The 13,183-nt window shown below is 67.4% G+C and carries 8 protein-coding genes; 7 read left to right on the forward strand and 1 reads right to left on the reverse strand.

Annotation, left to right across the window (positions count from 1 at the left end; genetic code table 11):
• Positions 1-30 precede the first annotated feature (30 nt).
• From PLO63_06610 to PLO63_06640, 7 genes are all read left to right on the forward strand, one after another.
• Positions 31-969 (forward strand): patatin-like phospholipase family protein, encoded by a 939-nt coding sequence (locus PLO63_06610; GenBank protein ID HOI73804.1) that lies wholly within the window; start codon positions 31-33, stop codon positions 967-969.
• A gap of 103 nt (positions 970-1,072) precedes the next feature.
• Positions 1,073-6,853, forward strand: a complete 5,781-nt coding sequence (locus tag PLO63_06615) for an MG2 domain-containing protein (protein ID HOI73805.1) — start codon at positions 1,073-1,075, stop codon at positions 6,851-6,853.
• A 31-nt stretch (positions 6,854-6,884) separates the two neighbouring features.
• Entirely contained in the window at positions 6,885-9,014 is a 2,130-nt protein-coding gene (gene pbpC, locus PLO63_06620; protein HOI73806.1) for a penicillin-binding protein 1C, read from the forward strand.
• Positions 9,011-10,063 carry an alpha/beta fold hydrolase gene (locus PLO63_06625; protein HOI73807.1) on the forward strand — a complete coding sequence of 351 codons (1,053 nt, stop codon included), beginning with the start codon at positions 9,011-9,013 and terminating at the stop codon, positions 10,061-10,063. Before pbpC ends, PLO63_06625 begins: the two co-directional genes overlap by 4 nt.
• A 29-nt stretch (positions 10,064-10,092) precedes the next feature.
• A complete protein-coding gene (gene queF, locus PLO63_06630; GenBank protein HOI73808.1) occupies positions 10,093-10,500 on the forward strand; it encodes a preQ(1) synthase in 408 nt (135 codons plus the stop codon).
• Positions 10,501-10,663: 163 nt separating this feature from the next.
• The gene (locus PLO63_06635) at positions 10,664-11,407 is read left to right on the forward strand and encodes a queuosine precursor transporter (GenBank protein ID HOI73809.1); all 744 of its coding nucleotides are present in this window, start codon (positions 10,664-10,666) and stop codon (positions 11,405-11,407) included.
• A gap of 148 nt (positions 11,408-11,555) precedes the next feature.
• Positions 11,556-12,368, forward strand: a complete 813-nt coding sequence (locus tag PLO63_06640; GenBank protein HOI73810.1) for a histone deacetylase family protein — start codon at positions 11,556-11,558, stop codon at positions 12,366-12,368.
• A 125-nt stretch (positions 12,369-12,493) separates the two neighbouring features.
• Here the strand turns inward: PLO63_06640 and PLO63_06645 are convergent, their stop codons facing one another.
• Positions 12,494-13,165 (reverse strand): hypothetical protein, encoded by a 672-nt coding sequence (locus tag PLO63_06645; protein HOI73811.1) that lies wholly within the window; start codon positions 13,163-13,165, stop codon positions 12,494-12,496.
• Positions 13,166-13,183 lie beyond the last annotated feature (18 nt).

Consider the following 13,183-nt stretch of genomic DNA (forward strand, 5'->3'; position numbering starts at 1 on the left):
GAAAGGAGCGGACAGGAGGGGGAGCCGGTCATGAGGTGGACAGGCAAGAAGGTTGCCCTTGCCTTGGGCGGAGGCGGCGTGCGTGGATTTTCCCACGTCGGCGTCCTGGCGGTTCTCGAGGAGGAGCGGATCGATCTTGATCTCATTGCCGGGACCAGCGCCGGTGCTCTCCTCGGCGGCGCCTATGCCGCCGGCCTCTCGCCCCGGGAGCTCAGCCGCAAGATCGATGAGTACCTGGCCAGTCCCGCCTTCCAGGACTCGGAACTGAAGGCCATCGGTCTCTCCGTCGCACCCGCCGTCGAGAAGAGCCGCATCGCCAGGATGGCCGCATCCCTGCGCGGCCGCTACTACATGCTTCGATCCTTTTTCCGCCCCTCCGTCCTGCCGCCCCGGGACTTTGCCTCCCTCATCGACTATTTCATTCCCGACATCGACATCCGGGAGACAAGGATTCCCTTTCTGTGCATCGCCACGGACCTCCTGAAGGGGCAGGAAGTGGTTTTCACCGAGGGGCCCCTCCGGCGGGCCGTCCTGGCGAGCTGTTCGGTTCCCGGGGCCGTGGAGCCCGTGCGCTGGGGCGAGTGGCTCCTCGCCGACGGGGGCATCACGAGCCTGGTCCCCGTCCGGGCGGCCCGGAAGGCCGGAGCGGACGTGGTCATCGCCGTGGTGGTCGACCGGGAGGTTGTGGAAGCGCCGCAGTTCGAGACCGCGCAGGATGTCTTCTACCGGGCCGGTGAGATCACCTCGGATCGCCTCCAGTTTGAGGAGCTCCGGGAGGCCGACGTGGCGATCCGCCCCGACGTGGGGGACCTGCACTGGATGGATTTCACCCGCGCGCGGGACCTCGTCCGGATTGGGGAGGAGGCCGCCCGGGAAGCCCTCGGCCGGATCGAGGAGGCCCTTCCCCTCTACAAGAGAGCGTATCGCGTGGCCGGCCGGTTTGTTCCGTCCCTGCGCAGGAGAATCTGAAACGGCTGTTGAAAAACACCCGTCTGCTGTGTTTCCCTCATCCCGTGACGCTCGACGCACGAAAACAAGTAGATCCCGTCCACATTCAGAAAGGGGGATTGCCATGATTTCCGGACACTCGAATCCATCCCGCCGCCCGGTGGGGCTCATCCTGCTGCTCCTGCTGCTCCTGCCGTTTCTCTCCACAGCGCCGGCGGTCCATGGCGCCGCTGCACCCGGGATCGAGCAGTTCAGCCCCCAGGGGAGCGCCCGCAACGTCCGGCAGGTGGCGGTCCGCTTCGCCACGGCCATGGTGCCCCTCGGTGATCCCCGCCTGGCGGATCCCTTCACGGTTTCGTGTCCCGAAAAGGGAAGCGGGCGCTGGGTGGACTCCCGGCACTGGGTCTATGATTTTTCCCGGAACCTGCCGTCGGGGGTCTCCTGCCGCTTCGAGCCGCGGCCGGGCCTGAAGGACCTGGAGGGCCGCGGGCTCCCCGGCGCGAAGGTCTATTCCTTCACGACGGGCGGTCCCGCCGTCCTGCGCTCATGGCCCGGGGAAGGCAGCGAAAGCGTCCACGCGGACCAGGCCTTCGTTCTCCTCCTCGATGGAGATGCCGATGAGGAATCGATCGTGAAGCACGTCTATTTCTCCGTCGCCGGGATCGGAGACCGCGTGGGAATCACGATCCTGTCGGGGGAGGAGCGGGCGGCCATTCTGAAGACCCTCGGCCTTCTGAAACAGGGTAGCCGGGTCGTGGTGGTCCGGGCGCGGCGCGTGTTTCCCGACGAGACGGCGGTGAACCTCGTCTGGGAGGCCGGCGTCCGGTCCAAGACGGGGCTGACCCGGGAGCAGGACCAGATCCTCGCCTTCAAGACAAGCGGTCCATTCCGGGCCGAATTCCGCTGTTCCCGGGAGAATCCGGACCGGGCCTGCATCCCGCTCCTGCCGATGGCGGTGCGCTTCTCCTCGCCGGTCCCCGCGGCGGCCCTGGAAAAGATCACCCTGAAGACAAAGGCGGGCCGCGTCTTCAAACCCGCCGTCCGGACCGATGACGAGGACGCCGGCTACGTCTGGCGCGCCCTCTTCGAGGGACCGTTTCCCCAGAAGGGCGAATTTACCCTGAGCCTTCCGGCGGACCTCCGGGACGAGGCGGGGCGCTCCCTAGCCAATGCCGCCCAGTTTCCTCTGGCGGTGAGGACCGATGCGTATCCGCCCCTGGCGAAGTTCGCCGGGCGGTTCGGCATCGTGGAGAGCCGCGCCGGGGTGCTTCTGCCCGTGACGATCCGCAACCTCGAGGCGGATCTGGACGCCCAGTTGCTCCGCGTCGTGAAGAGGCCGGGGCAGCCGGGTCCGGAGGCCGTGTCCGGCGCCCCCGCCGCCAAGAAGAAGGCGGTTCTCGACCAGCGCCTCGCCGGGAAGATCCGCCCGGTTGACGGGGCGCAGGAGTCCCAGGTCATCCGCTGGCTCTACCGCGTCGCCGCGGCGAAGCGGGAAGCCCCCGTCCTGAAGGAGGAGAAGGGCGTCCGGACGCTTCCCGTATCCATGCCGGCGGGCCGTCAGGCCACGCAGGTCGTCGGCCTGAAGCTGCCGGGGCCGGGATTCTACATCGTGGAGATGGAGAGCCGGATCCTCGGTGAGCATCTCCTGCAGAAACCGGCGCCGCTCTACGTGCCCGCCGCCGCCCTGGTGACGAACCTGGCGGCCCACTTCAAGTGGGGCCGCGAGTCGTCTCTCGTCTGGGTGACCAGCCTGGACAGGGGCGAGCCCGTCAAGGGGGCCGCCGTGGCGCTCCGGGACTGCACGGGCCGCCCGGTCTGGGAGGGAAAGACCGGTCCCGACGGGATCGCCCTCATCCGGAAGGCCCTTCCACGGGAAAGCCAGTTGCCCCGTTGCAAGGGGGAGACGAATTGGGAAGAGGCGTCCCGGGCCCTGGCGGATATCCACGGCGGCCTCTTCGTCTTTGCCCGGTCCGGCTCCGACATGACCTTTACCCACTCGAGCTGGAACGACGGGATCGAGCCCTGGCGCTTCAACATCCCGACGGGCTCCGGCGGACCGGAAGGAGCCGTCACCGCCCACACGATCCTGGACCGGACCCTCTTCCGCGCCGGTGAGACGGTTCACATGAAGCACGTGATCCGGAGCCGCACGGGTCAGGGATTCACCCTTCCCGGTGCGGCCGCGATGCCCAAGGAGCTGGTGATCGAGCACCGGGGAACCGGGCAGTCGTACCGCCTGCCTCTGGCTTGGCAGACAGGAGGACTGGCGGTGAATGCCTGGTCGATTCCGCAGGGGGCGAAGCTCGGCCTCTACGACGTTTCCCTCTCCATGGGCGGTAAGAGCGCCAGGAGGCTCCCCTCCGGCATGTTTCGGGTGGAGGAGTTCCGGGTTCCGCTCATGAAGGCGGCCGTCCAGGGTCCCCGGGAGCCCCTTGTGAACGCCCGCCAGGCCGACGTGGACCTCTCGGTGTCCTATCTCTCCGGCGGCGGCGCCGGAGGCCTGGCCGTGAAGCTCCGGGGGGAGGTGCGCGACCGGGAGGTCTCCTTTGCCGACTGGGAGGGGTACGAGTTCACCGGCGAGCCGCTGGAGGAGGGAGTGACCGAACGGTCCCGGCGCGAGATCCCGGAGGACGGGGAGGAAACGGGCATGGAGCCCCCGGAGGTGCCCGATCGCATGGCTCCACCGGCGAAAGGCCGTCTGGCCGTGCAGGACCTGGTTCTTGGGACGGGCGGGGCAATCCGCGCCCGGCTGTCGGATCTTCCGGCGGTGGACTGCCCCCGGGAGATCCACCTGGAGATGGAGTTCCGCGATCCCAACGGCGAGGTGCAGACCGCGGCAACGAACATTCCCCTCTATCCCTCCCGGAGGCTCGTCGGCATCCAGCCCGAGTCCTGGGCGGCCTCCCGGGAGAACCTTCGCTACCGCGTGGCGGTGGTGGACCTCAAGGGGCGGGCGGTTCCCGGCGCGGAGGTGTCCGTCGACGTATACACCCGGAAGGTCCTGAGCCACCGGGTCCGCCTGGTGGGAGGATTTTACGCCTACCGCAGCAGCGTGGAAATCACGAAGGTGGGCCGGCACTGCTCCGGGCGGACCGACAAGAACGGCCGGCTGGGCTGCGAGGGGCCCGTGTCGCAGTCGGGAAGCCTGATCCTGGCGGCCCGGACAGCCGACGAGCAGGGCAACGCGGCCCTGTCCCGGCGCACCGTCTGGGTGGCCGGCAAGGAAGACTGGTGGTTCGAGACCGGGAACGACGACCGCATGGACGTCCTGCCGGAGCGGCGGAGTTACGAGCCGGGGGAGACGGCCCGCTTCCAGGTGAGGATGCCCTTCCGCAAGGCGACGGTCCTGGTGACGGCGGAGCGGGAGGGGGTCCTGGATGCCTTCACGCGGACGCTATCCGGCAAGGGGCCCGTCCTGGAGGTTCCCGTCCGGGAGCACTGGTCGCCCAACGTCTTCGTCACCGTCCTGGCCGTCCGGGGACGGACCGGCACGCCCGCTCCGACGGCCCTGTTTGACGCCGGCAAGCCCGCCTGGCGCTTCGGCATCGGCGAGATCCAGGTGGGCTGGAAGGCCCATGAGCTGAAGGTCCAGGTCCTGCCGGACCGGGAGGCTTACCGCATCCGCGAACGGGCGAACGTGAAGATCCGGGTCTCCCGGGCGGACGGACAACCGCTCCCGAAGGGTGCGGAGGTGGCCGTGGCGGCAGTGGACAAGGGGCTCCTCCAGCTCCTGGGCAATGACAGCTGGAAACTCCTGGAGGCCATGATGTCCCGCCGGCCCTGCGAGGTAACCACTTCCACGGCCCAGTCGATGGTCCTGGGGAAGCGGCACTTCGGCCTGAAGGCCATGCCCCATGGGGGAGGCGGGGGCAGGCAGATTACGCGGGAGCTCTTCGACACGCTCCTCTTCTGGAACGGACGGGTCGTCCTCGACGAACGGGGAGAGGCCGCCGTGACGATTCCCCTGAACGACTCCCTGACGGCCTTCCGGATTGCCGCGGTGGCCCTGGCGGGATCGGACCTGTTTGGTACCGGTGGCGCGGACATCCGGACGACCCAGGACCTGATGGTCCTCTCGGGCCTGCCCCCCCTGGTCCGCGAGGGAGACCGCTTCGATGCGGCCTTCACCCTTCGGAACACGACGGAGCGCTCGATGGACGTGGAGGCTGTCCTCACGGCCGAGGGCCTGCGGGAGCGGCCGGCGCCTCAGAGGATCACGCTTCCCGCCGGTTCCGCCCGGGACATTGCCTGGTCGATCTCCGTCCCGGCGGGCATCAGGACGCTCCAATACGAGCTGACGGCCCGGGAGGCCGGCGGCGCGGTGGAGGACCGGTTGAAAGTCCGGCAGCAGGTCGTCGAGGCGGTCCCGGTCCGGGCCTTCCAGGGGACCCTGGAGCAGCTTCGCCCGGAGGCCCGGGTGCCCGTGGAGAAACCCGCCGACGCCCTGGCCGGACGGGGCGGCCTGGAAGTCAGCCTCCGGCCCAAACTCGGACAGGGCCTGGCGGGGGTCCGGGACTACATGGAGCGGTATCCCTACGGATGCCTGGAGCAGCGGGTGTCCCGGGCGGTTGTCCTGGGAGACCGGAACCTCTGGCAGTCCATCGTGAACACGCTGCCATCGTACCTGGACGCGGACGGCCTCCTCAAGTATTTCCCGGGGATGGTCCTGGGAAGCGACGTCCTGACGTCCTATGTCCTTTCCGTGACGCACGAGGCGGGTCTTTCCCTGCCGGAGGACGTGAAGGAGCGGGTCAGCCGGGGGCTCGGAGCATTCCTGGCTGGCCGGGTGAAAAGGGCCGGGAGCCTTCCCACGGCGGACCTGGCCATTCGCAAGGTCGCCGCCGCGGAAGCCCTGTCCCGGCACGGGGGGCTCGACGTCAAGCTCCTGACGGCCATTCCGGTGGACCTGGATCTCTGGCCCACCTCGGCGGTGATCGACTGGATCCGCCTGCTTCAACACCTCGAGGGCCGCGGCGGACGGGAAACGAGCCTCCGGGAGGCCCTGAAGATCCTCCGGGCGCGACTGAGCCTGCAGGGAACGCTCCTGGGCTTCTCCACGGAGAGGAACGACGGGCTCTGGTGGCTCATGGCCTCGGCGGACGCCAACGCCGCCAAGGCCATGCTGGCCCTTCTTCCCGAGAATGAATGGCGGGAAGACATGCCCCGGCTGGCCAAGGGGTTCCTGGGGAGGATGAAGCGGGGGCGGTGGGACACCACCGTTGCCAACGCCTGGGGGATCCTCGCGGCCCGCGCCTTCTCGGCACGGTACGAAAAGGATCCCGTGGCGGGTTCGACGACAGCGGGCCTGGGAACGGCAGCGAAGAGCCTTGCCTGGTCCTCCTCGCCCCAGGGGGGCGTCCTGTCCCTGCCGTGGCCCCGGGGGACGGATACGCTGCGCCTTGCCCATCAGGGAAGCGGGGCGCCCTGGGCGGAGGTCCGCAGCCTGGCCGCGGTGCCCCTGAAGAAGCCCTTTGCGTCGGGATTCCGGGTGACCCGGACGGTCCGGGCCATCGAGCAGAAGAAGAAGGGGGCCTGGACGGCCGGGGACGTCGTCCGGGTGAAGCTGGAAATGGATGCCGCTGCCGACATGACCTGGGTCGTCGTGAGCGATCCCGTCCCGGCGGGGGCCTCGATCCTCCGGACGGACATCGGGGGCGGATCGACCCTCCTTCGGGCGGGTGAGCGGTCCCGGGGCTACGCCTGGCCGGCCTTCACGGAGAAGTCCTTCGAGGCCTGCCGTTTCTATTACGAGTACGTGCCGAAGGGAAAGTGGTCCGTGGAGTACACCCTGAGGCTCAACAACGCCGGGACGTTCCACCTGCCGCCGACACGGGTGGAGGCGCTCTACGCCCCGGAGATGTTCGGCGAATCGCCGAACGCGATCCTGAAAGTCGGGGCTCCGTGATCTTCAGTGGGACAGCCGGAGAGGATGCGGCATGAGAAAAAAGATCCTCCTCTGGGCCGCCGCGATCCTGGTCCTTGTCACCGGTGCGGCGGCGTGGATCCTGTCGGGCATGATGCGGGGAGGCCCGCCGCCCCCCTCCTTTGCCCAGGTGCGGGAGGACCGGCGGCTGTCGGAGGCCTTCCTCCTGGACCGCCAGGGCCGTGTCATTCACGAGCTGCGCGTCGACCCCTCGGGGCGCCGCCTGCAGTGGGTCGCCCTGGACGACATCTCGCCGGCCCTGATCCAGGCGGTCGTCCGGGGGGAGGACCGGCGGTTCCGGGAGCACGGGGGCATAGACTGGCTCGCAGCAGCGGGATCGTTCGCGAGGAGGATTTCCGGCGGCCCACTCCGGGGGGCCAGCACGATCTCCATGCAGCTCGCGGCACGGCTGGACCGGGAAGCGCGTCCGCGGGCCGTGCGGAGAACCTGGGAGGAAAAGATCCGCCAGGCGCGGGCGGCCCTGCGCCTCGAAGAGGCCTGGACGAAGGACCAGATCATCGAGGCCTACCTCAACCTGATCACCTTCCGAGGCGAGCTTCAGGGCGTGGCCGCCGCTTCCCGGGGACTCTTCGGCAAGGACCCGTCGGGCCTCACCGACGAGGAGGCATTCCTGCTGGCCGCCCTGATCCCGGCCGGACGGGCCCGGCCCGAACAGGCCGCTGCCCGGGCGTGGCGCATGGTCCGCTCCCTCGACGTGCAGACGACGCCCGATCGCCTGCGATCCCTGGCCGACGAGCGGCTGGGGCAGCCCTACGTCATCCAACCGGCCGTGGCCCTGGCGCCCCACGTGGCCAGGCTTCTCCTGACGGAAGGGAACCGGAGGGTCACCTCCACGCTTGACGGCGACCTGCAGCGGCAGGTAACGGAGATCCTCCGCCGGCACCTGGACATGCTCCGTGACCGGAACGTCCGGGACGGGGCCGTCCTTGTGGCGGACAACCGGACCGGTGCGATTCTGGCCTATGCGGGCAACCAGGGACCGGACTCCTCGGCGCCGTTCGTGGATGGCGTCCGGGCCCCGCGGCAGGCCGGATCCACCCTGAAGCCGTTCCTGTACGGGCTGGCCCTGGAGCGGAAAATTCTCACGGCAGCCTCCATCCTCGAGGACTCCCCCGTGGAGATCCCGACGCCGGCCGGGCTGTACATGCCGGAGAATTACTCGAACCGCTATGCCGGACCGGTCAGCGTCCGGACGGCACTGTCGTCGTCCCTCAACGTCCCCGCCGTGCGGGTGCTCGGGCTGGTCGGGGCGGAGCCGTTCGCCCAGCGCCTCCGGAATATCGGCTTCGGCGGGATCCGGAAGGACGGCGAGTACTACGGCTGGTCCCTGGCCCTGGGGTCCGCCGACGTAACGCTCTGGGAACTGGTGACGGCCTACCGGGTCCTGGCCGACGGCGGGCGGACCGGCGCCCTGTCACTCCTGCCGGCCGGGAAGATGCCACCCGGGAAGGCCGGAATGGACCGGCGGGCGGCCTTTATCGTTTCCTCCATCCTGGCGGACCGTGGGGCCCGGAGCGTCACCTTCGGACTGGAAAACGCCCTGGCGACCCGGTTCTGGACGGCCGTGAAAACGGGGACCAGCAAGGACATGAGGGATAACTGGTGCATCGGATACTCGGAGCGCTACACGGTGGGGGTCTGGGTGGGAAATTTCTCCGGCGCCCCCATGTGGAACGTGACCGGCGTTTCCGGAGCCGCCCCGGTGTGGATGGAGGTCATGGACGTCCTGCACCGCCGCGCCGACTCACGGCCGCCTACACCGCCGGCCGGCGTGGTTGAAGCGCCAATCCGGCCGGCCGGCACGGAGCCGGACCGGGCCGAGTGGTTCCTGGCGGGGACCGAGCCGTCGCCGGCTGCGGAGGCGGGACCGCCCCGAGCGGTTGCCGCCATCCTGTATCCTCCCTCGGGAGCCGTCCTGGCCCTCGATCCGGACATCCCGGAGGAGAACCAGCGGGTCTCCTTTCTGGCCAGGGCTCCCGCGGGGGCGGTCTGGATCCTGGACGGCCGTGCCGCCGGGAGAGCAGCATCCCACGTCTGGGCGCCGGTCCGGGGGGAACACGTCCTGTCGCTGGCGGATGCGGAAACCAAAATTCTCGATACGGTGAGGTTCCACGTAAAATGACGAGCCGTGCGTACCGGCCTTCGGGCTGGCTGAAAAATACCCATGTTCAAACCCTTCTCGCCAGTTCGCGCCTTCGGGTCCTCGGCCGCCATCCCATGGAGGATGCCGCCTCGGAGGTCATCCTGGACGGCGTGCACCGATCCCGCCTCCAGGGATTTCATTCCCCGCAGCCCGGCGGAAAGCCGCGGGGCCTGGTCATCCTCCTGCACGGTTGGGAAGGCGGCGCCGACTCCGCCTATATCCGCTCGGCGGGGCGCTGTTTCTGGGACCGGGGGCTCGACGTCTTCCGCCTCAACCTGCGGGATCACGGGAAAAGCCATCACCTCAACGAGGGGCTCTTCCACGGCGCCCTCATCGACGAAACCCATGCCGCCACCGCGTCTGCCGCGACGCTGGCGAAGGGCGCCCCCTGCTGGATCATGGGCTTCTCCATGGGGGGCAACTTCGCCCTCCGGATGGCTCTCGGGCAGGGCCGGGAGCCCATCCCGGGCCTCCGCCGCGTCTTCGCGGTCAGCCCGGCGCTCGATCCCTACAAGTCCACACTGGCCATCGACGAGGGGCCTGCCCTCTACCGGAGGTATTTCCTGAACAAATGGAAGCGCTCCCTCCGGAAGAAGGAGCGACTCTTCCCCGAGCGGTACCGCTTCGGGGAGCTGCTGAAGGAGCACGACACCTGCCTCGGCCTCACGGAGGCCATCATGGGCTACTTCCCCCAATTCCCCGATTACCGGACCTATTTCCGGAAGTACACGCTCCTGGACGGGACGTTCCGGTCCCTGGAGACGCCGGTGACGATCTTCATCTCCGCCGACGATCCCGTCATTGACGTCAAGGATTTCCGGGAGCTGGCACCGGGCCCGAAACTGGACCTGCGGATTCTTTCCCATGGCGGGCACTGCGGCTTCTTCGAATCGGCCTTCCCGTTTGCCAGCCACCACGAACGGGAGGCGATGCGGATGATCGAGGAGGAATGCCGGGGAGAGGTGCCGTCCCGCAATGGAGTCGTTGCTTTTCCGCGGCTGGATTGCTATAGGAATCGCCCTGTTTGATGCAGGAAGGGGAGGGTGCCGTGGCGAAGATGACGTCGAAGAAGGACCTGGAGGGCCTGACCCTCCTGGGGGAGGAAAAAACCCGGCCGGGGAAGAAGCTGGAGACGTTCCCCAACCACAACCCGGAGCGGGACTACACGGTGACCCTCCGGACGGAGGAGTTCACCTGTGTGTGTCCGGCCACGGGCCAGCCCGACTTCGCCGTCCTCACCATCCGCTACATTCCGGACCGGAAGATCCTGGAGTCCAAGTCCCTGAAGCTCTACCTCTGGTCCTACCGGGACCGGGGCGTCTTCCACGAGCACGTGACGAACGCCATCCTGGACGATCTCGTGGCGGCCCTGGCGCCGCGCTGGTGCAAGGTCACCGGCGAGTTCGCCGTCCGCGGAGGCATCTCCATCACCGTCGAGGCGGAGTACAAGGCATCAGGCTGTTGAGAAACACTCGTCTGCTGGGTTTCCCTCATCCTGCGCCACTCGACGTACAAAAAAGAACGACTCGCGGCTCAGGATTTCGGGGGCCTTGCATCCGGCATTTTTGAACAGCCTGCATGAGTGGATTTTTCAAAAAAATTGGACCTGTTTTTCCAGTGAGTGAATGATGAATGACTCTTCAAACGGGCGATCCCGGTGGCTGCCGGCCATCACGGCCCTCTTCGTCACCTCCCTGATCGTCGCCAACCTGATCGCCGTCAAGCTGATTCAGGCGGGTCCCCTCGTCCTGCCGGCGGCGGTCATCATTTTCCCCCTGTCGTACATCTTCGGTGACGTTCTGACGGAGGTTTACGGATATGGCCGAGCCCGGCGGGTCATCTGGACGGGCTTTGCCTGCAATCTCCTGGCTGTCCTCGCCATGGCGGCAAGCATCCGGATCCCCGCCGCTCCCTTCTGGACCCTGGGTTCCCTGGACGGGGCCGCTTCGAACCAGGCGTATGAGGCCCTCCTGGGATACGCGCCGCGGCTCCTCGCGGCGTCCTTTGCGGCCTACCTCGTCGGGGAATTTCTCAATGCCTTCGTCCTGGCAAAGATGAAAATCATGACGGCGGGGCGCTTCCTCTGGATGCGGACCATCGGGTCCACCGTGCTGGGTCAGCTTGCCGACTCGGCCATCTTCATCACGGCGGCCTTCTGGGGGACGATCCCGCCGCCCGTCCTGGGGACGATGATTGTGACCCAGTGGCTCGTCAAGAGCGCCTACGAGGCGGCCTTCACACCCGTCACCTACCTCGTCGTGGGATTTCTCAAGCGGGCCGAGGGGTGCGATGTCTACGACCGCCACACCCGCTTCAACCCCTTCCTGTGGGGAGACCGCTCCCGGGAGACGTCGCTCCGCGGCAAGGGCTGAGGGACGCGGCCATGTTCCGCATCCGGAAGATTTTCGACGACGTTCAGAAGAGAAACCGCCTGGCCATCGATCAGGTGCGGTCCATCCTGGCGGCACGTTTCCAGGGGCTGGGCCAGGGCACAATCGACCGCTGCCCCCCGACGGCTCCGTGTACCCCTATGACTTTCCAATCCGCAACCAGACCCGGCCGCCGGTGGAGCTGGCCGTCCGGGCGGGGTACTACTGCATCGACACGTTCACGCCCCTCAACCGGAAAGCCTTCGTAGCGGCGAAGCGGGCCGTCGACTGTGCACTGACCGGCGCCTCCCTGATCCTCGAGGGGGTCCGGCTGGCCTATGCCCTCGTGAGGCCGCCGGGACACCACGCAGAGCCCCGCGCCTTCGGGGGCTTCTGTTATTTCAACAACGCCGCCGCCGCGGCCCAGTACCTGAGCGAGTTCGGGTCCGTGGCGATCCTGGACCTGGACTACCACCACGGGAACGGGAACCAGGTGATCTTCTATCGGCGGTGCGACGTCCTGACCCTCTCGATCCACGCCCATCCGTCCCTGGCCTATCCCTATTTCAGCGGGTTCGCCGACGAGAAGGGAGAAGGGGAGGGGGCCGGATGCAACGGGAACTATCCCCTCCCGGAGGCGGTGGACGGTCCTGCCTACCTGGCGATGCTCGACAGGGTTCTTTCGCGGGTCCGGCATTTCCGGCCGAAGTTTCTTGTGGTATGCCTCGGCCTGGACACGGCCCGGGGGGATCCGACGGGAAGCTGGAGCATGAAGGCGCGTGAATTCAAGGAGATGGGCCTGCGGATCGGGGGTCTGCGCCGGCCGACGCTGGTGGTGCAGGAGGGGGGATATGACAACCGCTCCATTGGGGCGAACGCCCGGTCGTTCTTCGAGGGGCTCTGGTCTGGGACGTTTCTGGACAACAGGAGGCCGGGAAACGGGCTGAACAGTCGCGGCGGATAAGGAGTACAAAGCGGCGAGACCGGCGCCCCGGATCGCGGGAGTCACCGGTTGAGGTGCACCGAACCGGACGGATTCTTTGCTTCACAAGCCGATTCCACCTGCCGGGGGAAAGGGCTGGCGGAGTGTCAGCGACTGTTTTCCTCTTTCTCTCCCCGGATCTTCCTCACTTGCTGCGCGATATCCTCCAGCTCTGCGTTCGCCCTGGTGATGTCGTCGTTTATGAGGACGGACATCCGCTTCCTCAACTCCGAGAGCTTCTTTCCCCTGTCGGACGGTTTGTCGCGATTCTCCTTGTAGAAGATGTCGTGCTCGATCTCCGACCAGGCGTGGTAGAGGATGGAGGTCATCTGGATCTCGCACTTCATGCCCCGGAATTTCCGGTATTCGCTCAGCCGGTACCGCTTTTCGCCGAAGGAGACTGTCAGGTGCGTCGCCCGGTAGCCCTCCTCCTTACAGTGGTCCTCCCGCCGGATTGGACCACTCAGTTCCCTGTGAAGCTCCCGGATGAAGCATTCCTTTTCACTTTCCAGATAGAAGATGACGCGGACGCCCGCCAGGTCCTCCACGTCTCCCAGCACCCGGTAGCACCGGTCCCTCCTGCGGCGGATCTTGGAACGCAGTTTCTCGACTTCTTTCACGCGGTGAGTCAGGTGGAATTTGTATCCCCCGTTCTGGAGGAGGCTGTACAGGAGGTTGCTCATGGCGAGGCACAGGTCGGCGTAGACGGGCCTCAGGCGCCTGTACTCCGCGATCAGGGCGTGTTCATCCGTTTTTCCCGAGTGGTCGGTGGGTTTCAAAACCATTTCTCCTGCTAT

The organism is Syntrophales bacterium, assembly GCA_035363115.1.
GTDB lineage: Bacteria > Desulfobacterota > Syntrophia > Syntrophales > PHBD01 > PHBD01.